This is a genomic window from Kribbella capetownensis, from assembly GCF_004331485.1.
GTDB classification, from domain to species: domain Bacteria; phylum Actinomycetota; class Actinomycetes; order Propionibacteriales; family Kribbellaceae; genus Kribbella; species Kribbella capetownensis.
The window spans coordinates 365,435-388,960 of sequence record NZ_SJKD01000005.1; the positions used below are offsets into that span (position 1 = coordinate 365,435).

The window sequence follows — 23,526 nt, forward strand, 5'->3', positions numbered from 1 at the left end:
TCAAATGCGGTGCTTCGCGGCCCAGTTCAGGTACGCGACGTTGGCCAGCAGCCAGCCGAAACCGATCGCCTGCTGGCCGTCGTGTTCGGGGGTTGGCTGGTAGCGGTTGTAGAGGGCGAGGCAGTGAGCGTGGATCTGCGGGTCAAAGGCGCTCGCCTGCATCCAGCGTGGTGCCTGGTGTGCGACCGCGGCAGCGCCGATGTGGCCGCCGGCAACCGTGGTGGTGACGGCCGGCAGACCGTCGGGGTCGGTGGTCGCGACGTTCTGGGTGAACGTGCGGGCGATCCGCGCCATGTCCCGGCCGGTGAAGCCGAGCCGCGCACGGAACGCCCGTACGGCGAACTCGACGTCGATCGCCCCATGACTGATGTCCTCGAACTGCTGTGCCGGCCCGCCGGACGGCGTGAACACCGAGATGTCGCTCTCCGGCGAGCCTGTCTTCGTGTACCCGTCGTAGATCCGCCCACCGGCCGGCCAGTAGTGCCAGCGATAGGCATCGCCCTCGTCGACCGCGACCTGGCCGGCGAACATCCTCGCCATCGCCGCGACCTTCCGGCGATAGCCGCGATCACCGGTGACGACGGCGAGTTCGATCAGCGTCTGGCCGAGTCCGAGTGACTGGTTGATCGGCTGCTCGCACCCGTCGTACGGGAGCGGCTGCGACCTCGGCCAGACCAGGTATCCCCCGCCGGACGCGGTGTCGCGGTACTCCCAGTCGTGAACGGCGACCGCATCCCGGCAGGCCCGCAGGTACTCCGACGCCTTCGTCCGGTACCGCCTTCGTAGGATCGTAGAGTTGTAGACAATCCTAACGAAGCTCGCGATCGGGTACGTGATCATCCCGGTGTGGACGGCGAAGACCACCGCCTTCGTCTTCATCCCGAAGACACCGCTCGCTGGTGTGTCTGCGGAAGTGGGATTCGGACGTACGTCGAGAGCCGTCAGCTGCAGTGGCCCCGGTGCCTCCGCATAGATCCGGCGTACTGCGTAATCCGGGCTCGAACGATCCATGGTCAGATCCGTCAGCGTGACCTCACGGCCCACGGTCAGGTTGACCATCGACAGCGTGAAGGACTCCGGCCCCGCCGTCACGGTGACCGTGGTGTCCTCGGCGTACGAGAGCGCCTGCCGAAGCTCGAGCAGCGGGCGGCCATTGCTGTCGGCAAGTGTCGTGAAGCCGGTCGTGTACGGGTGGTCCGCCCGCCAGGCCAGCAGCGACAGCCCGCGGTAGTCGGTGACGCCACGCTCGCTGTCGCGGACCGACAGCACCTGGTCGATGTTGTCGACCAGGCGGTCGAGGTAATACGTGTCCCGGTAGGTCTCGAACATCCGGACCAGCCCGAGCAGCACGTACGACTGGCTCCAGGAGAGCATCCCGGACCGGCCGTCGGCGTTCGTGTTGTCGTTCGGCTGATCCGGCTGACCCGGTCCGCCCTGCTGGAACAGGCGGTCCCAGTCGTCGAAGGTCTTGCGAGCGGTGTAGTCGATCCCGTCAGCGTAGGCGGGTGCGAACGAGAGGGCGCTCCCCGCGACCGCTCCGACGGCGGCGAGGCCGCCGGCTCGGAGGAAGGCGCGACGAGATGGGCGGATGTCGGGCATGGCGGGCGGCCTCCAGCGTCATGGGCGGTGACGTACTGCAGGGGATCCACCAATTCTCCCGCATCCGGACTAGTCCGGCAGCTCGACCTTCAGGTACGGCGCCAACGTGGCGAGGAACTCACGGGCGTCGAACATCGCCCCGGCCGACGCCAGCCCCGACGACCGCGTCTCGCCCGCCAGGATCCGTCGTACGGCGCCAACCGCGAGCGGAGCCGTGATCGCGTAGATGTCCTGCCCACTTGCCGACGCACGCAACTCCTTGTTGCCGATCCGGATCACCGCGTCGAGGACGAAGGTCTGGTCGGATCGTCCGAGCGTGTCGACCGGCACCGGCGGCGGCGTGTCCTCACCCAGCAGGTCCTGAGCGGCCTCGACAGTCATGTCGGTGCGGACCTCCGGCACGTCCAAGTGGCTCGGAACCGTCACAACATCGGCCATCGTGAACTCGGTGATCACGCGACGCCGGCCGAGCGGTTCCGGGAAGACCCAGTCCTCCACAACGGGCTTGTCGTCGTGGAACTGCAGAGCTCCGTTGGTGAACCTCAATCGCCGGCCGCCACGACGATCGTGCGAGACCTGACCGGCCGCGCGGGTGCCTGGCGTGGGATGCCAACTGCTCAGACCGTAAGCGACGTGGACCGCATCGGCGGCGCTCCGCTCCCCCAGCGCCGCCGTGACCAGAAGATCACCAAGGCCCCCGTAGAACGCCATCGCCGGCACGACCGGAGTCCGAGCAGCCCTGTGGTTGGCGAACGTCGCCACGTTGGCCTCGATCTCGGCGGCCACATCGACGTACGGAATGCCCGCCCGCACAGCCGCGTCGACCAGCGGTCCGCCCGTGACGGCGAATGGGCCCGCGCAGTTGACGACCACGTCTGCGCCGACGACCGCGGCGTCCAACGCGCGCGCGTTGTCCACGGCGGCCGGGCGTACTCCGACGTCTCCCCACTTGGCCGCCAGGGTCTCCAACGCACCGGCATCGCGGCCCGACGCAACTGTCGCGACCCCACCGCGCAGTAGCTCCTCGACCACGAACCGACCCGTGTGCCCGGTCGCTCCGTAGACCACGACTGCACCCATCGTTCCTCCGATCAGACTGTCTCTTGCATCGAGTCTCGCCGTCCGGCAGGCGGAATCGTGAGAGTCCGGAACGACACCATGCGTACACTTTCGGACATGCACACTGTCGCCCTCGCGACCGCCGGGGAACTGCTGCACTTCGAGTTCGGGGTCGCGTACGAGATCTTCGGCAACCCACCGCCAGGTGAGCCCTGGTACGACGTCCTGCTCTGCGGACCCGAGTCGATCCAGGTCGGTCCCTTCACGGTCAAACCAGATCACGGGCTGGATCGGCTGGTCGACGCGGACACCGTGATCGTGCCGGCGTGCGCCGACGTCGACGTACCTCCGCCGACGGAGCTGGTGGATGCGGTGCGGGCGGCGTACGAGGCGGGTGCTCGGGTTGCGTCGTTGTGCACGGGAGCGTTCGTGCTGGGTGCGGCAGGGCTGCTGGACGGTCGGCGGGCAACGACGCACTGGGGTCATGCGAAGGAGCTGAGCGCGCGGTTTCCGCTGGCCGACGTTGATCCGGACGTCCTCTACACCGACAACGGCAATGTGCTGACGGCCGCGGGGAAGGCCGCCGCGGTGGATCTGTGTCTGCATCTGGTGCACCTCGACCACGGTGCGGCCGTTGCGAACGCCGTCGCCCGGCGGCTCGTCGTACCGCCGCATCGAGATGGCGGACAGGCGCAGTTCGTGGCGACGCCCGTGCCTGCATCGGGTGATCACATGCTGTCTCAGCTACTCGGTTGGGCGCAGGAGCGGCTCGATCAGCCGCTGACCGTTACCGACCTCGCCCGCCACGCGAACACGAGCCCGCGCCACCTCACGCGGCTCTTCCGATCGGTCACCGGTCAGACTCCACTCCAGTGGCTCCTCACCCAGCGCGTACGCCGCGCTCAAGAGCTCCTCGAGTCAACCGATCAGAGCATCCACTCAGTCGCCACCAACACCGGCATGGGCACAGCCACCACTCTCCGCCGCCAGTTCAAACGAGTCGTAGGCGTCCCACCCGACACCTACCGCCGCTCCTTCCAAACCCCAGCCTCAGCCTGACCCGGCGCGGGGTTGCCCTGGGCATCGGGGTGTTGTCGAATGGGGCTCGTTGAGGAGCGATGGCAACCGTCAGCTCGCGATCCAGAAGGTCGACACGCTGCCACGGTCGACCTGGCCGTCGGCCGACGTACCGATGCAGCTCCACATCGACTACGCCGTACCGACGGTGGACGACCTGCATCGGGCACCGGCGCCGGGCCGAGGAACTCGGAGCCGAGTTGCTGTACGACCGGACCGGCGTAGAGTCCGAGCCTCTTCATGTCCTGGCCGACCCGGCCGGACATCCTTTCTGTCTCCTCGTGGGGGTGCTGTGAGCAAGCAAACTGGGTACGCCGCGGTCAACGGGCTGCAGATGTACTACGAGCTCCACGGGTCCGGTGGGACGCCTTTGCTGTTGTTGCACGGTGGGTTGTTCAACATCGACCTGCAGTTCGGCGCGTTGCTGCCGGCGCTCGCCGAGAACCGGCAGGTCATCGCGACCGACTTCCAGGGGCACGGGTACACCAACGACATCGACCGGCCGCTCGGCACGGTCGACCTCGCCTCCGACGTGGTCGGGCTGCTGCGGCATCTCGACGTACCGAAGGTGGATCTGTTCGGGTTCAGCGTCGGTGGTGCGGTGGCGCTGTACCTGACCATCAAGCACCCGGAGCTGGTCCGGAAGGCGGTGATCTCGTCGGTGTCGTTCAGCCGCGACGGCGAACGTGGCGCGAACGACGAGGTCATCAGCGAGATGAAGGTCGAGATGATCGCCGGTACGCCGATGGAGTCCGAATACCTGGCCAAGTCGCCGCACCCGGATCACGAGCACCTGCAGGCGCTGCTGACCAAGCTCGGCGGCTACGACCGGGGCGTCGACGGCTGGTCCGACGACGAGATCCGCGGCATCGCGGCGCCGACGCTCTTCACCGTCGGCGACTGCGACGCGGTCAAGCTCGAGCACGCGGTCCGCTTCCTCCAGCTCCGCGGCGGCGACGTCAACGGCGACATGACCGGCGTCCCGGCCAACCAACTGGCCGTCTTCCCCGGCACCACCCACTTCTTCGGCCTGTCCCGGACCAACCTCGTCCAAGACACCATCACCACCTTCCTTGACGCCGAGTGATCCCGCTGTACCTTCTGCAGCGCCTGACTCCAGAGGGGTCAGTTCGGGAGCAGGGGGCGCATGAAGGAGCGTTCGTAGCGGAGGACGCAGCCGCTGTCGTCGCGGATCTTGTCGGCGGCAATGAAGTCGGGATGTACGCCGAACAGCTGGCGATAATGCTCGTACGCCGCCAGGCTCGGGAAGCTGAACAGGGCCAGCGCCTTGTCGCTCGCACCCTCCGACGGGAGGAAGTAGCCGTGATGAGTCCCACCGTGTTCATTCACCAACTCGATCCACCGCTGTGCGAACCGCTCGAACTCCGCCACCTTCGCCGCATCGATCGTGTACTCGACAACACACGTGATCATTCCGCGCCTTCCCGCTTGACCGCCCTGACCACACCCAGTTCACCACCCACCAGGCCGAACTCCTCTACTAGGCTGCGCAGTATGTTTCGTGAGGCGGACGCTGGGGACTTTGACGCTGTCATGCGGCTGTATCGGCAGTTGCATCCACGGGACTCGCTGGGTGGGCGGGAACCGGAGGTCTTCGCGGAGATCCTCCGCACGCCGGGACTGCGCTTGTTCGTGCTGGAGGTCGACGGGGTCGTCGTGGCGACGACGTACTTCAATCTGATCCCGAACCTCACCCGCGGCGGCGCGCCGTACGCCGTGGTCGAGAACGTCGTGGTCGACGCCGACCGACGTGGCACCGGCCTCGGAAAGCAGATCATGGCGCACACACTGCAGGCCGCATGGGACGCAGGCTGCTACAAGGTCATGCTCATGACCGGCTCGCGCACCCACGCGACACACCAGTTCTACAAAGCCTGCGGATTCGACCCCGGTGAGAAGACGGCCTACATCTCCCGCCCCGCCCGCTGAAGCTCCTCCAGAGCAATCTGCAGGTCGCGATGGCGGTCGGCGTCGAGCATGCGTCGGTACGTCGCGTCGCCGCCCGCCGCGTTGTCGTTCATGACAGCCAGTTGGTGGCTGAGACGGGTCGCGATGAGATCGAGGACGTCCTGAGTGGTGCCGGCCCAGCCGTACTGGCGAAGGAGAGCGACAAGCGCCGCGGACGTGACGCCAGGTCGGTGAACCCCTCGGCGGCCACGACATGCGCGGCGTGCAGCGGCGTCCACGAGAAGGCCACCCACGCCACGTCGAGCTCCGGCGAGATCGGGCCGGCCATGTCCCAGTCGACGAAACCGACGAGACCGTCCAAGTCCCAGACGGCGTTGTACGGCGCCGCGTCGTTGTGGCCGATGATCAACCCCGGACGCCACTCACCACCCTCACGCCAGTACGACGAAGCAGGCGGAACGAAGTCCGCCACCGCAGCGTGATACCGCCGAACCCAATCGGCAACGTCATCCAAAGCCTCGTCGCTGTGCGTCCACGCCGGCCACGGCCTCGCGTTTCCCACCGTCTCGCCGGCAAGAAAGCTGACCATCTCCCGGCCGTCGCCGTCGAACCCCAACGCACGAGGCGCACCCTCGAACCCAACTGACTCCAGGTGCGTGAGCAAAGCATGCACGGACGTGGTCCACGGTCCCGGCGTACGCCGAACCGTGCCGTCGACCAACGACGCGCCCTGATCGAACCCGCCCGCCAACCGATCCGTCATGCCTCACATCGTGCCAGGAGTCAGGCGTGTTTCAGGGCCCAGTCCAGCACGTCGTCCGCGATCTTCTCCCAGCCGTCCTGCGCCATCAGCAGGTGCGCGTAGCCGTCGTACTCGCGGGTCTCGGTGACGGTCTTCGACTTGTAGTGCTTGGCGTTGGAGCGTTGCACCTCGGGCGGCATGATGTGGTCCTCGGAGGCGGACACGAACAGCAGCGGCGCCCGGGAGTCGTTGTGGTAGTCGACCCAGGTGTCCTGATGACCGGGCTGGAAGTTCGCCAGCACGCTCCCCCACAGGATCCCGCCGTTCGCCGGGATCGCGTACCGCTCGTAGAGCCGCCGCGCCTCGTCCTCGGCGAAGGTGTTCGTGAAGGCGTAGTTCCACTGCTCGAAGGTCATCGGGACCGACTTGTGCCGGTTCGCCGGGCTCTTCAGCACCGGGAACGTCGACTTCACCTGCGAGAGCGGTACGACGCGCACGCCCTCGGTCGGCGCCGAGCACATCGCGACGCCGGCGGCGCCGAACCCGTGGTCGAGCAGGACCTGTGTGAACGCGCCACCGGCTGAGTGGCCGATGATGATCGGCGGCTCGTCGAGCTCCCGGATCACCGCCTCGAGGTGGTCGATGATGGCCGGCACGGTCAGTTTCAGAACCGTGGTCGGGTCGGCGTTCAGCGCCTCGACCTCGATCTCGAACCCTGGATACCCGGGCGCCAGCACCCGGAATCCGCGAGCCTCGTAGTGTGTGATCCAGTGCTCCCAGCTGCGCGGTGTGACCCAGAAGCCGTGGACCAGAACGATGGTGTCGGCCATGATCGCGTACCCCTCCGTCGTCGGGACTGCCCGCCTGCAACCTAGCTGCGGGTACGCCAGGCTCCGTAGGATGACCGTGCACGGATCTGGGCTGTGTCTGCACAGCTTCGCCCACCAGGTTCAGGGGTGGAGGGGGATGGCGATGGCCGTGCTGCTGGATACCGCTGCGCTCCCGCGTCAGGACCGCGCGGAGGCGTTCTACGCCGCGATGATGTCAGCCAGCGTGCCATCACGCGTCGAGCACGAGGACCCGTCCGGCAACGTCCACGCGCGCATGGACTTCTGGCTGCTCGGTACGCCGGACCTCTTTCGCAACGAGGGTTCCGGGATCCGGCTCGTCCGGACGCCGAAGCATGTCCGCATCGGGGGTCCGGAACGGCTCGCACTCGCGGTCCAAGTGATCGGCGAGGGACAGTTCAGTCAGGCCGGTCACGATCAGCGCGTCCGCACCGGCGAGCTCATGCTGGTTGACCTGACCGCGGCGTACGAATTCGGGTGGAGTGGTCACAGCGCGTCCCAGGCGTTCCAGATCGACTACCGGGATCTCGGGTTGAGCGTCGAGGCAGTCCGTGCGGCCGCGCACCGGCTGCCGGCCAGTCCGCTGTACGAGCTGGTGCTCCATCACCTCACGGCCCTGCCCGGGATCCTTGCCGCGATCAAGGGGACGACGTCGGCCGAGATGGTCGGCGCGGCGACGACCCAGCTCGTCCGGGCGCTGCTGACCTCCGTTGCCGACCACGATGCGCCCGCGCCGGCCGACGTACTGTTCACCCGGATCCTCTGGTATGCGCGACGCCATCTCTCCGACCCCGAGCTCAGCGCGGCCCGCATCGCGGCGGAGCACAACATCTCGGTGCGCTACCTCTACAAGCTGTTCGCCGAACATCAGCTGAGCCTCGAGCAGTGGCTGATCACCCGGCGCCTCGCGCACGCCACCCGCCAACTCACCGATCCCGCGAGCCGGCATCGCCCGATCGCGAGCATCGCCGCCGCCTGGGGCTTCCTCGACGCCGGTCACTTCACCCGGCGCTTCCGCGCCGCCCACGGCATGACCCCACAAGAGTGGCGGCGCATGCACTAGCCGCGTCATCGCTCCGAAGTCAGCAGGATTGTGCAAGTGTCGGCGAGGAATCGTCTACCGACTCGCCCGGCCTGGACCGTCTACTGGAGAGGTACCTGTTCATGGCGTTCTAGGAGACTGACACAATCATGCACATCGCTGTGATCACCGGCGGGAGTTCCGGCATCGGGAAGGGCGCGGCCTTCGAGCTCGCTCGGCGCGGGGTCGGCGTGATCCTGACGTACCGCGGCAACCAGACCGGTGCCGTGGAGACGGTCGAACGGATCGAGAAGGACGGCGGTACGGCGGTCGCCCTGCCACTCGATGTCGGCAGCGGTGACACCTTCGCCGGCTTCAGGACCGCGGTCGAGGAAGCGCTGCGCGAGCGGTGGGATCGGACGTCGTACGACTACCTGGTCAACAACGCCGGCGTCGGGCAGATGCCGGTCCCGTTCGAGGAGACCACCGAGGACCTGTTCGACCAGATGCTCCAGGTCCATCTCAAGGGACCGTACTTCCTCACGCAGACACTGCTGCCGCTGATCGCGGACGGTGGGTCGATTGTCTGCACGACCAGCACCTCCGCGCTGCCGAGTGCCCGGCCGGAGCCGGGCTACTCGGTCTACGCGAGCATGAAGGGCGCGCAGGTGGTCCTCACCCGCTACCTCGCCAAGGAACTCAGCACACGCCGGATCCGGGTGAACGCCGTCGCGCCCGGCGTGACCCGGACTCGCCTCGGCGACGACGCGTTCTCCCGGTTCCCCGACCTGATCCCGCCGATCGCCGACCGCACCGCCCTCGGCCGCATCGGCGAGCCCGACGATCTCGCCAAGGTGATCGCGTTCCTCCTCTCCGATGAGAGCGCCTGGATCACCGCGCAGACCATCGAGGCCTCCGGCGGTTACGACCTCTGACCGCCCCGGCCCAGATGGCGGCCGGACTCACCAGCCGGGATTTTCAGCGGCCGTCCGCTGTACAGATGCAGACCTTGTTGCCGTCTGGGTCGGCCAGGACGGTGAACGCCGGTGCCTCGGCGTCGTAGCTGATGGTGCCGCCGGCCGCCAGTGCTGCTTCGATGCGGGCGGGAGCGACCTCGGGTGGTAGCCACAGATCGAGGTGGAAGCGTTGGCGGGGAGTCTCGTGTGGATCGGTGCGTTGGAACCACAGGTTCGGGACCCTGTCGGTCGGATCACCGACGTCGACGCCGCCCGGCGCGTCCGTGCTGCCGGTGAGCACCGCCGCCCAGAACGGGCCGATCTTCTGGGGATCCGCGGTGTCGATCGCGATCTCGAGCTGCACCACTCCGGCGGGATCAGCCTGCACACCGTGCGATCCGGCAATCGCGCTGATCCGGCGCGCAAGCTCGACGTCCCGCTGTGTCACCGACGGGAACACGTACTCGACGCCGTCCGGATCGCGGTACACAGCGTCGGGACTCGCGAGTGCCACATCCACGAAGGTCGCACCGACCCGAACGTCCGGCTGGGTCCCGGCCGCTGCGCAGGTCTCGCCGATCGCGGTGAGGAACTTGAGCCCGTCGGCGAACGACGCGACCAGGAACCGTGCGTGCAGCCGTTGAGCCAGCTTCCGCCAGTCAGACACTCCCGCATCCTGGATCGCCTGCATCGTCAACATGTCCATCGCGAACCCCCTCAGTCAGCCTTCATCGCAGGCTAAGACATCACCCGGACAGTTTCACGACTTCTCAAGTACGGCGAGGTCGCGTTCGGCGTACTGGCGGTGCTCCCACTCCTCGCCGAGGATGCAGCCGAGGCAGTCGTCGACCAGGTATGTGTCGGACGCCGGGTATCCGGGTTCAGGGACCGGCGTCGTTCGCTCGGCCAGCCGCTCGTCGGTGAGTTCGGCGATGATCGCACGTACCTTGCCCATCCGGTCGGCGCGCAGGGCGAGGACCTCGTCGAGGCCCGGCCGGGCGGACCGGTCGCGTGGGACGGGAGGCGTGTCGTGCATCTCGTCGTGGGGCAGGTCGAGCGGGTCCCACGGGGACGGGTCGCCGAGGACGGTCCGCAGTACCCAGGCATCCGTCGCGAAGACGAGGTGACGCAGCGTCTCGATGAAGGACCACTCGCCGTCCACCGACTCGTGCAGCAGCTCCGGCGGCAGCGCGCGGGCGCGAGCGATCGTCTCGGGCCAGAGCCGCTCGAGCAGCGCCCACGCCTCGCGATACCCGTCGGCGTCGGTCGGGCGCATCTTCTCCCGGCCGGGTTGACGACGGTTGAGCTCGGCATCGATCAGCGGTACGACGTCCACGCCCCAAACCCGCAGGCCGCGGATGTCACCGTCGAGCGACACATCCACCAACCGCGCGCCCCGGATCGTCGCGCCACTCAGGTTCACATTGTCGAACCGCGCACCCGCCAGGTCGACATCATGGAACACCGCATCCCGCAACGACAGCTCCTCGAACCGCGCCCCGGCCAGACTCTCCTGCTTGAACTCGGTCACTCGCCCAGCTTCGCGCGCCCACCCCGCGCCGTCCAGGGCAGAATGGCTCGGGATCAGCGGCGGTTCCGAGGGGATGGAGCAGGATGTATCGACGGCTCGTGGTGAAGTTGTCCGGGCAGGCGATTGCCGGGGGTGACGCGTTCGGGTTCAACCGCGAGAGGCTCACGCACCTGGCCAACGAGGTGATCGCGTTGCGCGCTACCGGCGTACAGGTCGCGGTGGTTGTGGGCGGGGGCAACGTGTTCCGCGGTAATCGGGCCGAGGACTGGGGCATCGACCGGGTCGAGGCCGACAACATCGGCATGCTCGGCACGATCATCAACGCCGTCCTGCTGCGCGGCCGGCTGGCCGCGCTCGGTGCCGACGATGCCCGCCTGATGACGGCAATCCCGATCAACAACATGGCCGAGCCGTACATCCGGTTGCGCGCCCTGCGCCACCTCGACAAGGGCGCGATCGTCCTCCTTGCCTCCGGCAACGGTCAGCCGTTCACCACCACCGACTACCCCGCCGTCCAGCGCGCCGTCGAACTCGGCGCCGACGCCCTCCTGGTCGCGAAGAACGGCACCGACGGCGTGTACGACGCCGACCCGAACAAGTTCCCGGACGCGCGCCGGTTCGACCACCTCAGCTACCAGGATGTCATCGACCGCGGCCTCGGCGTGATGGACCAATCCGCCTTCATCCTGGCCCGCGACCACCGCCTGCCCCTCCACGTCTTCGACATCGACCGCACCGGCGCAGCCTCCTCCATCAGCACCGGCACCCCAGTCGGCACGCTGATCAACTAGCCCGCGAGTTCCTTCGTGATCCTGACGATGTGGGCGTCGAACCAGTCGCCGCCGGCCCTATGTTCGGCGTACAGCGCGATCAGGGACCACACGATGCGGTAGAGCGAGAACGTCCGCTCGATGGCAGGGGTCAACTGGAGGCCATAGCCGTCGAGGAGCGCTTCCGTTGGAGCCGAGATCGAGAACCTGGCCAGGTCGTAGAGCGGATCGCCGTACGTCGCGTCGGACCAGTCGATGATGGCCGTCAGCGTCGTGCCCTCGGTGTAGAGGTGCCGCGGGTGCAGATCGCCGTGTAGCAGAGCCGGGCGCGTCGCAGGGAGCTGCGCGATCGCGGGCGGCAGGTGCGCGCGCAGGCGATCGGCCAGGTCGGCCGGAACGATCTCGTCAAGATGCGCGGTCGCAGTGCTCAGGAAGTCCGGCCACGTCGGATGCAAATCCTCGGAGACGATGCCGTACGCCGGTCCGGTGATCACGTGCAACAGGCGTAGATGCGTCCCGGCAGCTCTGATCGCCTCAGTAGCCGACGCGTCGGCAGGGTTGCCAGGCACGGCCTCCGAGATCAGGTACGCGGGATCGCCCGTGGCGACCGTGAGGATCGTGGGCACCGGGATCCCCAGCGAACGAGCGTCAGAGGAGGCCTGTGCTTCGGCGCTGATCGCACCCGCGGCAGCGGACTTCAGATAGAAGGTGCCGGACTCGGACTCGAGGCGGTACGTCTGGTTGCCGACGAAACCGCTGACCTCCTCGAGATGAGTGACAGGACCGATCACTGGGGCGGCGAGGGCGGCGGCGTCGAGGGGTTCAGGCACGCGTGATCCAGGTGGGGAGGGGCATCCGACCAGCCTAACGGTGTAGCGGAGGGCTAAACCGTTTGCCGGGGTCGGCCGGCGGCTGGTGTACTCGAACTCGTCCGAAACAGGTGCCTACCAAGGAGAGCTGCCATGCGACCTCGCTTCATGTTCGCCATGGAAGCCATCGACACCTGTTCAAGGGACATGAAGCTGCGTGAAATTACTGAATCTCGGGATCCTGGCGCATGTCGACGCCGGTAAGACGAGTCTGACCGAACGGCTGCTCTACGCGGCCGGCGTCATCGACGAGATCGGCAGCGTCGACAGCGGCAGTACCCAGACCGATTCCCTCGCGCTGGAACGCCAGCGCGGCATCACCATCAAGTCGGCGGTCGTCTCGTTCGCCATCGGCGACGTGACCGTCAACCTGATCGACACCCCCGGTCACCCGGACTTCATCGCCGAGGTCGAGCGCGCGCTCAGCGTGCTCGACGGAGCGGTGCTGGTCATCTCGGCGGTCGAGGGCGTGCAGGCGCAGACCCGCGTGCTGATGCGCACGCTGCAGCGCCTGAAGATCCCGACCCTGATCTTCGTCAACAAACTCGACCGGCCCGGCGCGCAGTACGACGCCGTACTGAAGTCGATCGCGGACAAGCTGACGCCGGCCATCGTCCCGATGGGATCGGCCACCCGGCCCGGCACCCGCGAGGCGACGTTCACGCCGTACAACGGCAACGATCCGTACGGCGCCCTGCTCGAAGTCCTCACCGAGAACGACGAGGACCTGCTGCGGACGTTCGTGGAGAACGAGAAGGCGCTGTCGCACGACGTTCTCCGCTGCGCCCTCGCCCGCCAGACCAAGCAAGCCCTTGTGCACCCGGTGTACTTCGGCTCCGCGATCACCGGCGCCGGCACCGACGCCCTGACCGCGGGCATCCGTGAATTCCTCCCGCTGGCCGGCAACGACCAGGAGCGGGTCGACGGATCGGTGTTCAAGGTCGAGCGTGGACCGGCCGGTGAGAAGGTCGCGTACGTCCGGATGTTCTCCGGTACGGCGCACGTCCGCGACCGGCTGCGCTTCGGTGACACCGGTGAGGCCAAGCTGACCGCTGTCCAGGTGTTCGGCGAAGGTACGGCGGCCGCGGTCAACGCCGGCCAGATCGGGAAGCTGTGGGGCCTCGCCGACATCCAGATCGGCGACCGCATCACCGCGACCGACCAGCCGACGCCGGCCACCACGACCGGATTCTTCGCTCCGCCGACTCTGGAGACGGTGATCTCGCCGACCCGGCCGTCGGACAAGGGGAATCTCCGGGTGGCGCTGTCTCAGCTGGCCGAGCAGGACCCGTTGATCAACCTGCGCCAGGACGACCTGCGGCAGGAGACCTACGTGTCGCTGTACGGCGAGGTGCAGAAGGAGGTCATCCAGACAACGCTCGCGACCGAGTTCGGGATCGAGGTCGAGTTCCGGGAGACCACCACGATCTGCATCGAGCGGCTGCTCGGCACCGGCGCGGCGGCGGAATTCAACAAGAAGGACGCGAACCCGTTCCTCGCCACCGTCGGCCTGCGGGTCGAGCCGGCGCCGGTGAACACCGGGGTGACGTTCGAGCTCGGGGTGGAGCTCGGCTCGATGCCGTACGCGTTCATCAAGGCGGTCGAGGAGACCGTCCGGGAGACACTTCACCAGGCGATCCACGGCTGGCAGATCCCGGACGCGCGTGTGGTGATGACGCACTCGGGCTACTCGGCCCGGCAGAGCCACGCGCACGCCGTCTTCGACAAGAGCATGTCGAGTACGGCGGGCGACTTCCGCAACCTCACTCCCCTGGTCCTGATGACGGCGCTCCAGCAGGCCGGCACCCAGGTCCACGAGCCGATGCACCGGTTCCGGCTGGAGATGCCGACCGACACGACCCGCGCCGTCCTGGCCGCGCTGGCCCGCCTGCGCGCGATCCCGCAGGTGCCGGCACTGGCCGCGGAAACCTCAACCCTGGAAGGAGAAATCCCCGCGGCGGCCGTGTACGAATTCGAGCAGCAGTTACCTGCCCTCACTCGTGGCGAGGGAGTGCTGGAGTCGGCGTTCGAGCGCTACCAACCGGTCACCGGACCGATCCCGGAGCGCCCGCGCACCGACCACGACCCGCTCAACCGGCGGGACTACCTCCTGCACGTGCAGCGCCGGGTTTGATGCCGTATACAACGGTCGCGCCGAGGTCGTCGTCAGCGACGATCTCGGCGGCCAGACCGTGCTCGACGAACACGGCTCTGGCCGGCGGCGCCTGATGCTCGCTCATCTCCACGAACACATGACCACCAGGAGCGAGCCACTCGGGCGCCGCCGCGGCCACTCGCCGCAACGTCGCCAACCCATCCGGCCCACCGTCGAGCGTCACATGCGGCTCGTACAGCCGGGCCTCCGGCGGCAACAACCGGATCTCGTTCGTCGGCACATACGGCACATTCGCCAGCAGTACGTCGATCCGCCCACGCAGCTCGTCGGGCAGCGCGGAGAACAGATCACCCTGATACACAGAGCCCCGCCAAGGGACGAGATTGCGCCGAGCACACCGAACCGCGGCCAGCTCGATATCCGCGGCGTACAACGACACCTGCTGCTCGGCCGCGATCGCAGCACCCAAGGCACCGGAGCCACACCCAAGATCGAGTACGACGGCACCCGGCGCGGTCACCCGCAACGCTTCGGCGACCAGGAACTCCGTCCGCCGACGAGGGATGAACACGCCGGGATCGACGGCGATCCGCAGCCCACGGAACGACGCCCAGCCGAGGACGTGTTCGAGCGGCAGCCCGGCGATCCGGCGATCGGCCATGGCCCTCAGCTCAGCGTCGTCGCGAGCGGTCTCGGCGATCATCGCCGCCTCGTCCTCGGCGAACACGCACCCGGCCGCACGCAACCGGTCGACCACGCTGCCGAGGTCAGATGATGGAACAGAAGAAACAGACACAGAACCCCTTCGACTACGAGGCTCCCGCGGTCAGCGACCGACGCTGACCACTCGGGGCGGGAGCAACCAACCTGCCTGACTGGTGATCGGTCCCACCTCCTTCGTCCGCCGTTCCGGTGCTGACCACCTTACCCGAAGGCGTTCACTCCGGTGAGCTCGGCCGAGACGGTCCACAAGCGGGCCGCCGACGCCGGATCCACGGCGTACGGCCGGACGCCCGGGCTGTCGTCGGTGGAGACTTCCGCGATCTCGCAGTCCTCACAGAAGACACCGCCAAGACCGTCCAGCTGCGGCGACGTCGCGGCCCAGACCTGGGTGGCGGCACCCTGCTCGGGTGACTTGAAGCCCTGGCCGACCGGGTTGCCGTCCGCGTCGATCCAGCCGTAGCCGACCATCTCCTCGCGGGTCAGATGACGCTGCAGCGGGGTCAGGATCCCGCCCGGGTGCAGCGCGAACGCACGCACGCCGGAATCCTTGCCGAGGGCATCCAGCTGGACGGCGAACAGCACGTTCGCCGTCTTCGCCTGCCCGTACGCCTGCCACTTGTCGTAGCCCTGCCGGAACTCGAGATCGTCCCACCGGATGTCCGAGCGCCGGTGTCCCGTCGACGACACCGACACGACGCGCGCGCCACCGTCGGCCGTCAGCGCGGGCCACAGCCGGTTCACCAGCGCGAAGTGCCCGAGGTGGTTGGTGGCGAACTGCGCCTCCCAGCCCGGGCCGACCCGGATCTCGGGGCTGGCCATGATCGCCGCGTTGTCGATCTGGATGTCGATGCTGCGCCCCGACGCAAGGAACCGGTCCGCGAACGCACGCACACTGTCCAGGTCACCGAGATCCAGCTCGTCGACCTCCACACCGGAGACATCGGCCAGGACCTCACGTGCGGCGTCCGGACGTCGCGCCGGTACGACGACGTGCGCGCCGGCCTTGGTCAACGCGCGGGTCGTCTCCAGGCCGAGGCCCGAGTAGCCGCCGGTCACCACCGCCAGCTTGCCGGTCAGGTCGATGCCGGCCAGAACATCGTCCGCGGTGCTGTCGTGCCCGAACCCCGAACCGATCTTGTGCTGTGCTGTCATGCTTCGCAGCCTATGAGTTGGACCTCGCTCTAAGTCAAGCCATCAGGCGTCGAGGTGCGGGTTGGCGCGCAGCGATTCGACCAGGCGCTGGAGAGCCGGGTTGGGGCTGTCCGGACTCCAGCACGCGTGCAACGTCACGGAGTGCGCGTCCGCCGGATCGAGCTCCCGGTAGCGCACGCCCTCGACGCCCATCGCCTTGATCGAGCGCGGGATCAACGCACACCCGAATCCGGCCCTGACCAGCGCCAGCATCGTCGGCACCTGCGAGGCCAACTGACTCACGGCGTACCGGTCCATTCCGATCATCGCCGCACAGATGTCGTGCAGGTACTGCGATCCTTCCGGGCTGTAGCCGATGTAGCCGTCCGTCACGTCGACCAGCGCAACCGGCGAATCCCCCTCCGCCAACGGATGCGTGGCCGGTACGGCCACCACCAGGTCCTCTGAGTGGACCAATACCGACTCGAACTGCGACGGGATCGGTGGCCGGACCAGCCCGAGATCGATCTCCAGGTTCGCGAGCGCCTCGAACTGCGACTGGCTCACCAACTCGGTGAGCTCGGCCGTCACCGCCGGGGTCCGCTTCGCGACCATGGTGAGGAAGTCGGCCAGTACGGCGTACGCCCCGATCGCGGTGAAGGCGATCCGCAGCGTCCCGGTCTGTCCCTCGGCTGCCCGCCGTGTCGCCTCCGGGGCTATTTCGAGCAGGGCGAGCACCCGGCGAGCGTGCTCCAGGAATACATCGCCCGCCGCGGTCAGCCGGACTCCGCGGCCGGTCCGGTCGAACAGCCGGACCTCGAGAGATCGCTCCAGGCCCTGGATCTGCCGGGTCAACGGCGGCTGGGTCATGTTCAGCCGCTGGGCGGCGCGGCCGTAGTGCAGTTCCTCGGCGACGGCGACGAAGCCGCGCAGTTGCTGGAGCGACAGGTCCATACCGGCACGGTATCGGTTCATGCGAAATCGGGCTTGGACCTGCATAACGGAAAGCGCCTACCGTCAGAGCGACGCCCAAGCGAAGGAGCCCCCACGGTGCCGAAACTCGTTGCCCTGATGTCCCCCGAACGTGCCGACGACGTGGTCGACCCGCAGACCCGCCGGCTGCTCGAGGACCGGTTCGAGGTCGTCTGGGCGCAGCCCGCTCACGCCGCTGGACCGGCGACGCCCGGCAAACCGCCGGCGCTGGACCCGGCAGCCGTGCCCGGGTTGGTGGCCGGCGCCGACGTACTCCTGACCAGCTGGGGTACGCCGCACCTCGGCGAGGAACTGTGGGCCGACGGCAACGGACCGAAGGTGGTCGCGCACGCGGCCGGCACGGTCAAGAACCTGATCGACCCGGTCATCCTCGACCAGGGTGTCGCCGTCTTCTCGGCCGGACCGCGGATCGCCTGGTCTGTCGGCGAGTACTGCCTGGCCTCGATGCTCACCCTGGCACGTCGTCTCCCCCGCTTCGACCAGGCGATCCGGCAAGGTGGCTGGAAGCAGACCGACTACCGCGGCCACGAACTCGCCGGGGCCAAGGTCGGCATCGTCGGCGCGAGCAGCACGGCCCGCGCTCTCATCACATTGCTGCAGCCCTTCCACTGCGACCTCGTCGTCTACGACCCGTACCTCACCGCCGAGCGCGCGAGCCAGCTCGGCGTCCGCACCGCCGAACTGCAGGAGACGGTCGAGAGCGCGTTCCTGACGATCCACGTCCCGAACGTGCCGGAGACCAAGGGCATGATCACTCGCGAGCTGATCCAGCGGATCCCCGACGGTGCGGTCGTCGTGAACTCGTCCCGTGGACCCGCGCTCGACCAGCAAGCGCTGCTCGACCACGTGCGCGACGGACGCCTGTACGCCGCACTCGACGTCTACGACCCCGAGCCACCGTCCTTCGATGCCACCACCCTGCAGGCCTCCAACCTGCTGCTCAGCCCGCACGTCGCCGGTGACACCGTCGAAGGTCACCTCGCCCTCGCCGGCTACGTGCTCGCCGACGCGCTGAAGTGGCTCGAGGACGGCACTCGCGGACCCAGCTTCGTCGATCCGGCCGTCTGGTCGATCGCGGCCTGAAAGGAGGACCGCATGTCCCGGATCACCCAGGTCGAAGTCTTCCCGGTCGCGGTGCCGTTCGCCCGCCGGTTCGTGCTCGGCAGCGGAGCCGTCGGCTCCCCCGGCGCGGCTCCGGACCAGGCCGCCGCGGTGGTGTTCGTGAAGCTCACCACCGAGGACGGTGTCGTCGGGTGGGGAGAGCAAAGAGCACTGCCCAGCTGGAGCTACGAGACCGCCGAGACGATGGCCGTCGTGATCAGGCGGCACCTCGCCCCGATCCTGCTCGAGCTGACGCCGTTCGACGTCGAGCTCTTCCACCAGCGCGCCGCCAAGCGCCTCAGCCCAGCGGTCTCGAACGGCTTCCCGTTCGCCCGCGCCGCCGTCGACGTCGCCATGCACGACGCGGCCGGCAAGCTCGCCGGCGTCCCCGTGCACGCGCTGCTCGGCGGCAAGGTGTACGACGAGATCCCGCTCTGCTCGGCCATCGGGGTCGGCGACCAGGAGGCGGTCCGCGACCATGCGATCAAGTCGTCGGACTACCCGGCGTACAAGGTCAAGATCGGGGGCGACCTGGACGCGGACACCGAGGCGATCCGGACTGTGGCCGAGGTGGCCGGCGGCAAGCCCTTGTGGCTCGACGCGAACCAGTCGTACCGCCCCAGCGCGCTGCGGCAACTGCTCGACCGGACCAGGGACATCCACACGATCCACTGCGTCGAGCAACCCGTGCCGAGCACGGACACACTCGCGATGCAGCGGCTGCGCGAACTGATCGACCTGCCGATCGCGATCGACGAGGGCAGCTTCTCCGCCCAGGACCTGGCCAGGGCGATCCGGCTGGACGCCGCGGACCTGGTCGTGATCAAGGTCTGCAAGTCGGGCGGCCTGCGGAACGCACTCAAGACCGCCCAGACCGCGCTGGCCGGCGGTCTCGAGATCCTCGCCAGCGGCCTCACCGACTGCGGAGTCGCATTCGCCGCCGCGCTGCACGTGTTCAGTCAGCTCGAGCTCGCGCTGCCCGCCGAGCTCAACGGGCCGGAACTGCTGTCCGATCTGTACGTCGACGGACTGAGCATCACCAAGGCCGTCGCAACGGTCCCCACCGCCCCTGGACTGGGCGTTCAGGTCGACGAGGAGCGAATCCGCGCCGAGTCGATCGACCTGCTCTATCGGTGAGGAGAAACCCATGAGCACGAAGCTGTCCCGCCGCAGCTTTCTCGAACTGACCGGCCTGGCCGGTCTGGGGCTGGCCGTGGCCGGCTGCTCGTCCGGTCCACCGGCCGGGTCGGCCACCTGGGCCATGTGGTCGAGCAGCGCCGCGGAGCGGAAGGTCTGGCAGGACTTCAGCGCGTACGTCGAGCAGCAGCTCAAGGTGAAGTCCGTCCCGACCCTGACCCCGTCCGGCCCCTACCCGACCAAGCTCGACCTCCAACTCGTGAGCGGGACAGCCGGCCTGGTGACCGCGCTGAACGGCACGCTCATCCCGACGTACGCCGCCCGCGGTGCACACCGGCCGCTGGACGACCTGATCGAGGGTGACTCTGACTTCGACCTGGACGACTTCTACCAGCCGATCCAGAAGATCTCGAGTTTCAACGGCAAGACGTACGCGATCGGGTTCGACGTCGCGCCGACGGTGATGTACTACAACAAGAGCCTGCTGCAGAAGCAGGGCATCGCACTGCCGTCCCGGACCGAGCCGATGCCGTGGGCAACGTTCCGCGAACTGGCCGTCGAGCTGACCCACGCGCCGGACCAGTACGGCTTCACCTGCGCACCGGCGATCGACGACCTGGTGTCGTGGATCTACTGCGCCGGCGGGAACGTGATGAGCGAGGACGCCTCCCGCAGCATCCTCGGCGAGCCGGAGGCGATGGAGGCGCTGCAGTTCGTCATCGACCTGTTCGTCAAGGACAAGGTCACGCCGCCGATCAAGAACCTGGTCACCGAGAGTTCGCTGTCGAACTTCCTGGAGGGCAATGTCGCCTTCATGCAGAACGGCCCGTGGCAGGTCGTCAACGTCCGCAAGGCCAAGTTCGACTGGGACATCATCCCGTTCCCCGCCGGTGCCGCCGGCAGCACGCCGCGGGTCTCCGGCTCCAGCTTCGCGATTCCATCGGGGGTGCGCGAGGGTGCCGATCTCGACCTCGCGTGGAAGCTGCTGAAGACCCTGACCAGTACGGGCGCGTTGGACATCTACGCCAAGGCCGGCCGGAACAACCCGGCCCGGTTCAGCGCAGGCAGCGCGTTCCAGCCGCCGCCGGACAACCTCGGCATCGTGCAGGACATCCTGGCCGGCAAGGTGGCCGGCGGACACCCGTTCGACGTCACCACGAACTGGAACCAGGTCAAGCAGTTGCTCGGCCAGGATCTGCCCCGCACCTTCCTCGGTCAGGTTCCGGTGCCCGAGGCAATCGCCGGGGTGACCCCGCGTCTCGACGTACTGATGCGGCAGCACCTCGACAACATCCGCCAAGCCACCGCCAGGAGGGGGTGATCCCGATGGCCCTGACCACCACCACCGAACCCGTACCGGCGACCGCCGTATCTCCAAGCCCTACCTCGAAACCGACGCCACGCTGGCGCAACCGCGAGTCGCTCACCGCCTGGCTGTTCCTGCTGCCGAGCCTGATCGGATTCCTGATCTTCACCGCCGGCCCGGTCGTCGCCGCCGGCGTCATCTCGCTGCTCGACTGGAACCTGTTCAGCCCACCCACCTGGGCCGGCCTGCGCAACTTCGCCCGCCTCGGCCCGGACCCGACCTTCTGGTCGGCGCTCGGCAACACGGCGTACTTCACCTTCGTGAGCGTGCCGCTGACGATCCTGGTGAGCCTCGCGCTGGCGCTGCTGCTGAATCAGGGTCTGCGCCGGATCGCCGTCTTCCGCTCGCTCTTGCTGTTGCCCTACGCAACGATCACGGTGGCGGTCGCGTTCGTCTGGATCTGGCTCTACATCCCGCACGACGGCCTGGTGAACGCCGTACTCGGGCTGTTCGGCATCCACGGCCCGGCCTGGCTGATCTCGGACAACTGGGCGATGCCGGCGCTGATCCTGATGAGCGTCTGGAAGAGCTTCGGGTTCGGCATGGTCGTGTTCCTGGCCGGCCTGCAGGCAATCCCGCAACAGCTCTACGAGGCCGCCCGCGTCGACGGCACCTCGCCGTGGCAGAGCTTCCGGAACGTCACGCTGCCGATGCTCTCACCAGCACTGTTCTTCGTGATCGTCACCTCGATCATCGGCTCGTTCCAGGTGTTCGACCAGGCTCTCATCATGACGAACGGCGGCCCGGGCACCCGCACCACCACGCTGGTCATGTACATCTACCGGACCGGCTTCGAGAACTACGACCAGGGGTACGCCGCCGCACAGTCGCTGGTGCTGTTCGCCTTCATCGTGCTGATCACCGCGACACAGTTCTTCTTCCAGAAGAGGTTGGTCCACTATGACAACTGAAGCTCTCCCTCTGGTCTCCAACAAGGTCGTCCAGCGGAAGCTGATTGTCTTCGCCTGCTTCCTGGTCACCGCACTCACGCTGATCCCGGTCGTGATGATGGTGCTGGTCGCGTTCCAGTCCGACGCTGAGTCGATGGCCGCCAAACCGTCGTTCTGGCCGAGCAGTTGGCATCCGGAGAATCTGACGCGCGCCTTCGAACTGGTGCCGCTCGGTAAGTACCTGCTGAACACCGTCTACTTCGCCGGCGGGACGACCCTGCTGGAGACCGTGACGGCGGCGCTCGCGGCGTACGCGTTCGCCCGGCTGAACTTCCCCGGCCGGGGCTGGCTGTTCGGCATCTATCTGGCCACGCTGATGATCCCGTCGCAGGTGACGCTGATCCCGCAGTTCGTGCTGGTCGCGAAACTGCACGGCATCGACACCTGGCCGGGCATGATCCTGCCGCACGCGTTCACCGCGATCGGGGTCTTCCTGCTCCGGCAGTTCTTCCTCGGCATCCCGCGCGACTACGAGGAGGCCGCCCGGCTGGACGGCGCCAACCGGTGGCAGGCGTTCATCCGCGTGATCGTGCCGCTGGCGGTCCCGGCGATCGCGACCTTGGCGGTGTTCAAGTTCATCGGTCAGTGGAACAACCTTCTGTGGCCATTGGTCATCTCGAACAGCGACGCGACCCGGACGGCGTCCGTCGGGCTGCAAGTGTTCCAGGACACCAACGGCACGCAGTGGAACCTGCTGCTGATGGCCGCCACCGTCACCACGGTCCCGCTGATCATCCTGTTCTTCCTGACGCAACGCTGGTTCGTCCGAGGTATCACCATGAGTGGGCTGGGAGGCCGCTGAATGACCTATCTGTGGTCCGTCTTCACCAAACCCTGGGCAGGGCTGCCCGGTGACGAGCTCGGCCGGCTGGTCTCGGGTCTCGGGTTCGCCGGCGCCGAGATCCCGGTCCGCGACATCGCTTACCTCACCCCGGCCGCGGCGGAGACCGAGTTGCCGAAGTTCACGGCACAGTTGCGAGCCGAGGGCATCGAGCCGATCAGCGTTGCCAGTGATCTCTCGGAGCGCGTCTTCGCCGCTTGTGCGGAGGCCGGCGTACCGATGATCCGGATCATGGCCGACGTGGGACCGGACGGGTACGCCGCATCGGTGCGACGCAATCGCGTGCTGCTCGAGGAGGCCGCCGTACTGGTGGAGCGGTACGGCGTCCAGGTCGGGGTGCAGCCGCATCACGGGCGGTTCGTGGCGTCGACGCTCGGAGTACTGCAACTGCTCGACGGACTGCCCGAGTCCTTCAAGCTCGTCTGGGACGCGGCGCACGATGCGCTGGCCGGTGACGATCCCGCCGTCACCCTCGAACTCGGCGCCGACCGGATCGGCATCGTCAACCTGAAGAACGCGTACTACGTCCGCACCGACGACGGCTGGAAGACGTATTTCGGCCAGGCCGGCGAAGGACTGTCCGACTGGACCGCAGTGTTCACCGCCTTGGAGAAGCTCAAGTACACCGGACCGATCTGTCTCACCGGCCAGTACTCCGACCTCAGTGTGCCGGTCGAGGAACGTGTGAGAACTGATCTCCGGACCGCTGTCACATCATCGCGCCGGGATCCGTCGAGGGAGTGAAGACAACACCACGGAACCTGGAG

Annotated in this window: 25 protein-coding genes; 14 read left to right on the forward strand and 11 right to left on the reverse strand. The window is 67.7% G+C overall.

Going from position 1 to position 23,526, the window contains the following annotated elements:
• A complete protein-coding gene (locus E0H75_RS23400; RefSeq protein ID WP_131515769.1) occupies window positions 1-1,599 on the reverse strand; it encodes a hypothetical protein in 1,599 nt (532 codons plus the stop codon).
• Window positions 1,600-1,668: 69 nt separating this feature from the next.
• Complete coding sequence (locus E0H75_RS23405) at window positions 1,669-2,679, reverse strand: saccharopine dehydrogenase NADP-binding domain-containing protein (protein ID WP_131515770.1); 1,011 nt, start codon at window positions 2,677-2,679, stop codon at window positions 1,669-1,671.
• A gap of 96 nt (window positions 2,680-2,775) precedes the next feature.
• Between E0H75_RS23405 and E0H75_RS23410 the strand changes: the two genes are divergently transcribed.
• Genes E0H75_RS23410 through E0H75_RS23420 form a run of 3 tightly spaced genes read left to right on the forward strand, consistent with a single transcriptional unit; the run spans window position 2,776 to window position 4,822 of the window.
• Entirely contained in the window at window positions 2,776-3,717 is a 942-nt protein-coding gene (locus tag E0H75_RS23410; protein ID WP_131515771.1) for a helix-turn-helix domain-containing protein, read from the forward strand.
• A gap of 59 nt (window positions 3,718-3,776) precedes the next feature.
• Complete coding sequence (locus E0H75_RS23415; protein WP_238163223.1) at window positions 3,777-4,031, forward strand: VOC family protein; 255 nt, start codon at window positions 3,777-3,779, stop codon at window positions 4,029-4,031.
• Window positions 4,028-4,822, forward strand: a complete 795-nt coding sequence (locus E0H75_RS23420; RefSeq protein ID WP_238163224.1) for an alpha/beta fold hydrolase — start codon at window positions 4,028-4,030, stop codon at window positions 4,820-4,822. Before E0H75_RS23415 ends, E0H75_RS23420 begins: the two co-directional genes overlap by 4 nt.
• Window positions 4,823-4,860: 38 nt before the next feature.
• Here E0H75_RS23420 and E0H75_RS23425 read toward each other — a convergent pair whose 3' ends face one another.
• The gene (locus E0H75_RS23425) at window positions 4,861-5,169 is read right to left on the reverse strand and encodes an NIPSNAP family protein (protein WP_131515772.1); all 309 of its coding nucleotides are present in this window, start codon (window positions 5,167-5,169) and stop codon (window positions 4,861-4,863) included.
• Between the two features lie 81 nt (window positions 5,170-5,250).
• On the opposite strand from E0H75_RS23425, the gene E0H75_RS23430 reads away from it, so the two are divergent.
• Window positions 5,251-5,685, forward strand: a complete 435-nt coding sequence (locus tag E0H75_RS23430; protein WP_131515773.1) for a GNAT family N-acetyltransferase — start codon at window positions 5,251-5,253, stop codon at window positions 5,683-5,685.
• Between the two features lie 88 nt (window positions 5,686-5,773).
• Here the strand turns inward: E0H75_RS23430 and E0H75_RS23435 are convergent, their stop codons facing one another.
• Window positions 5,774-6,427 carry a phosphotransferase gene (locus tag E0H75_RS23435; RefSeq protein ID WP_131515774.1) on the reverse strand — a complete coding sequence of 218 codons (654 nt, stop codon included), beginning with the start codon at window positions 6,425-6,427 and terminating at the stop codon, window positions 5,774-5,776.
• Between the two features lie 20 nt (window positions 6,428-6,447).
• Window positions 6,448-7,236 (reverse strand): alpha/beta hydrolase, encoded by a 789-nt coding sequence (locus E0H75_RS23440; protein ID WP_131515775.1) that lies wholly within the window; start codon window positions 7,234-7,236, stop codon window positions 6,448-6,450.
• 136 nt (window positions 7,237-7,372) lie between these two features.
• Between E0H75_RS23440 and E0H75_RS23445 the strand changes: the two genes are divergently transcribed.
• Window positions 7,373-8,317 (forward strand): helix-turn-helix domain-containing protein, encoded by a 945-nt coding sequence (locus E0H75_RS23445; RefSeq protein ID WP_165553975.1) that lies wholly within the window; start codon window positions 7,373-7,375, stop codon window positions 8,315-8,317.
• Window positions 8,318-8,445: 128 nt separating this feature from the next.
• The gene (locus E0H75_RS23450; protein ID WP_131515777.1) at window positions 8,446-9,210 is read left to right on the forward strand and encodes an SDR family NAD(P)-dependent oxidoreductase; all 765 of its coding nucleotides are present in this window, start codon (window positions 8,446-8,448) and stop codon (window positions 9,208-9,210) included.
• Window positions 9,211-9,253: 43 nt separating this feature from the next.
• On the opposite strand, the gene E0H75_RS23455 is transcribed toward E0H75_RS23450, so the two are convergent.
• Complete coding sequence (locus tag E0H75_RS23455; RefSeq protein ID WP_238163226.1) at window positions 9,254-9,937, reverse strand: VOC family protein; 684 nt, start codon at window positions 9,935-9,937, stop codon at window positions 9,254-9,256.
• Between the two features lie 54 nt (window positions 9,938-9,991).
• Window positions 9,992-10,762: a DinB family protein gene (locus E0H75_RS23460; RefSeq protein WP_131515778.1), complete on the reverse strand. Its 771-nt coding sequence runs from the start codon at window positions 10,760-10,762 to the stop codon at window positions 9,992-9,994.
• Window positions 10,763-10,845: 83 nt separating this feature from the next.
• Here E0H75_RS23460 and pyrH point away from each other — a divergent pair, with 83 nt between their 5' ends.
• The gene (gene pyrH, locus E0H75_RS23465) at window positions 10,846-11,553 is read left to right on the forward strand and encodes a UMP kinase (RefSeq protein WP_131515779.1); all 708 of its coding nucleotides are present in this window, start codon (window positions 10,846-10,848) and stop codon (window positions 11,551-11,553) included.
• On the opposite strand, the gene E0H75_RS23470 is transcribed toward pyrH, so the two are convergent.
• Window positions 11,550-12,362, reverse strand: coding sequence for a phosphotransferase family protein (locus E0H75_RS23470; protein ID WP_165553977.1), 813 nt, complete (start codon window positions 12,360-12,362; stop codon window positions 11,550-11,552). The genes pyrH and E0H75_RS23470 overlap by 4 nt on opposite strands.
• A gap of 196 nt (window positions 12,363-12,558) precedes the next feature.
• Here E0H75_RS23470 and E0H75_RS23475 point away from each other — a divergent pair, with 196 nt between their 5' ends.
• The gene (locus tag E0H75_RS23475; RefSeq protein WP_131515781.1) at window positions 12,559-14,535 is read left to right on the forward strand and encodes an elongation factor G; all 1,977 of its coding nucleotides are present in this window, start codon (window positions 12,559-12,561) and stop codon (window positions 14,533-14,535) included.
• On the opposite strand, the gene E0H75_RS23480 is transcribed toward E0H75_RS23475, so the two are convergent.
• The 3 genes from E0H75_RS23480 to E0H75_RS23490 all read right to left on the reverse strand — a co-directional run bounded on the left by E0H75_RS23480 (window position 14,492) and on the right by E0H75_RS23490 (window position 17,325).
• Window positions 14,492-15,274, reverse strand: coding sequence for a putative protein N(5)-glutamine methyltransferase (locus E0H75_RS23480; protein ID WP_238163227.1), 783 nt, complete (start codon window positions 15,272-15,274; stop codon window positions 14,492-14,494). The two genes, E0H75_RS23475 and E0H75_RS23480, sit on opposite strands and share 44 nt — an antisense overlap.
• 167 nt (window positions 15,275-15,441) lie before the next feature.
• Window positions 15,442-16,392 (reverse strand): SDR family NAD(P)-dependent oxidoreductase, encoded by a 951-nt coding sequence (locus E0H75_RS23485; protein WP_131515783.1) that lies wholly within the window; start codon window positions 16,390-16,392, stop codon window positions 15,442-15,444.
• Window positions 16,393-16,434: 42 nt separating this feature from the next.
• Complete coding sequence (locus E0H75_RS23490; protein WP_131515784.1) at window positions 16,435-17,325, reverse strand: LysR family transcriptional regulator; 891 nt, start codon at window positions 17,323-17,325, stop codon at window positions 16,435-16,437.
• 96 nt (window positions 17,326-17,421) lie between these two features.
• On the opposite strand from E0H75_RS23490, the gene E0H75_RS23495 reads away from it, so the two are divergent.
• From E0H75_RS23495 to E0H75_RS23520, 6 genes are read left to right on the forward strand one after another with little or no spacing between them, the layout of a single operon-like run.
• The gene (locus E0H75_RS23495; RefSeq protein WP_202873134.1) at window positions 17,422-18,447 is read left to right on the forward strand and encodes a hydroxyacid dehydrogenase; all 1,026 of its coding nucleotides are present in this window, start codon (window positions 17,422-17,424) and stop codon (window positions 18,445-18,447) included.
• A gap of 12 nt (window positions 18,448-18,459) precedes the next feature.
• Complete coding sequence (locus E0H75_RS23500; RefSeq protein ID WP_131515785.1) at window positions 18,460-19,602, forward strand: mandelate racemase/muconate lactonizing enzyme family protein; 1,143 nt, start codon at window positions 18,460-18,462, stop codon at window positions 19,600-19,602.
• Window positions 19,603-19,612: 10 nt separating this feature from the next.
• Entirely contained in the window at window positions 19,613-20,923 is a 1,311-nt protein-coding gene (locus E0H75_RS23505) for an ABC transporter substrate-binding protein (RefSeq protein ID WP_131515786.1), read from the forward strand.
• Window positions 20,924-20,928: 5 nt separating this feature from the next.
• Window positions 20,929-21,879: a carbohydrate ABC transporter permease gene (locus tag E0H75_RS23510; RefSeq protein WP_238163228.1), complete on the forward strand. Its 951-nt coding sequence runs from the start codon at window positions 20,929-20,931 to the stop codon at window positions 21,877-21,879.
• Window positions 21,869-22,720, forward strand: coding sequence for a carbohydrate ABC transporter permease (locus E0H75_RS23515; protein ID WP_131515787.1), 852 nt, complete (start codon window positions 21,869-21,871; stop codon window positions 22,718-22,720). The genes E0H75_RS23510 and E0H75_RS23515 overlap by 11 nt, the downstream gene beginning before the upstream one ends.
• A complete protein-coding gene (locus E0H75_RS23520; protein WP_131515788.1) occupies window positions 22,721-23,503 on the forward strand; it encodes a sugar phosphate isomerase/epimerase family protein in 783 nt (260 codons plus the stop codon).
• Window positions 23,504-23,526 lie beyond the last annotated feature (23 nt).

Bases quoted from the DNA above. Each gene is read 5' to 3' on its own strand.
- E0H75_RS23400 (WP_131515769.1), bottom strand. From the start codon at position 1,599: ATGCCCGACATCCGCCCATCTCGTCGCGCCTTCCTCCGAGCCGGCGGC.
- E0H75_RS23520 (WP_131515788.1), top strand. From the start codon at position 22,721: ATGACCTATCTGTGGTCCGTCTTCACCAAACCCTGGGCAGGGCTGCCC.
- E0H75_RS23440 (WP_131515775.1), bottom strand. From the start codon at position 7,236: ATGGCCGACACCATCGTTCTGGTCCACGGCTTCTGGGTCACACCGCGC.
- pyrH (WP_131515779.1), top strand. From the start codon at position 10,846: ATGTATCGACGGCTCGTGGTGAAGTTGTCCGGGCAGGCGATTGCCGGG.
- E0H75_RS23490 (WP_131515784.1), bottom strand. From the start codon at position 17,325: ATGGACCTGTCGCTCCAGCAACTGCGCGGCTTCGTCGCCGTCGCCGAG.
- E0H75_RS23415 (WP_238163223.1), top strand. From the start codon at position 3,777: ATGGCAACCGTCAGCTCGCGATCCAGAAGGTCGACACGCTGCCACGGT.
- E0H75_RS23455 (WP_238163226.1), bottom strand. From the start codon at position 9,937: ATGGACATGTTGACGATGCAGGCGATCCAGGATGCGGGAGTGTCTGAC.
- E0H75_RS23505 (WP_131515786.1), top strand. From the start codon at position 19,613: ATGAGCACGAAGCTGTCCCGCCGCAGCTTTCTCGAACTGACCGGCCTG.
- E0H75_RS23485 (WP_131515783.1), bottom strand. From the start codon at position 16,392: ATGACAGCACAGCACAAGATCGGTTCGGGGTTCGGGCACGACAGCACC.
- E0H75_RS23425 (WP_131515772.1), bottom strand. From the start codon at position 5,169: ATGATCACGTGTGTTGTCGAGTACACGATCGATGCGGCGAAGGTGGCG.
- E0H75_RS23510 (WP_238163228.1), top strand. From the start codon at position 20,929: ATGGCCCTGACCACCACCACCGAACCCGTACCGGCGACCGCCGTATCT.
- E0H75_RS23430 (WP_131515773.1), top strand. From the start codon at position 5,251: ATGTTTCGTGAGGCGGACGCTGGGGACTTTGACGCTGTCATGCGGCTG.
- E0H75_RS23500 (WP_131515785.1), top strand. From the start codon at position 18,460: ATGTCCCGGATCACCCAGGTCGAAGTCTTCCCGGTCGCGGTGCCGTTC.
- E0H75_RS23450 (WP_131515777.1), top strand. From the start codon at position 8,446: ATGCACATCGCTGTGATCACCGGCGGGAGTTCCGGCATCGGGAAGGGC.
- E0H75_RS23435 (WP_131515774.1), bottom strand. From the start codon at position 6,427: ATGACGGATCGGTTGGCGGGCGGGTTCGATCAGGGCGCGTCGTTGGTC.
- E0H75_RS23405 (WP_131515770.1), bottom strand. From the start codon at position 2,679: ATGGGTGCAGTCGTGGTCTACGGAGCGACCGGGCACACGGGTCGGTTC.
- E0H75_RS23410 (WP_131515771.1), top strand. From the start codon at position 2,776: ATGCACACTGTCGCCCTCGCGACCGCCGGGGAACTGCTGCACTTCGAG.
- E0H75_RS23515 (WP_131515787.1), top strand. From the start codon at position 21,869: ATGACAACTGAAGCTCTCCCTCTGGTCTCCAACAAGGTCGTCCAGCGG.
- E0H75_RS23445 (WP_165553975.1), top strand. From the start codon at position 7,373: ATGGCGATGGCCGTGCTGCTGGATACCGCTGCGCTCCCGCGTCAGGAC.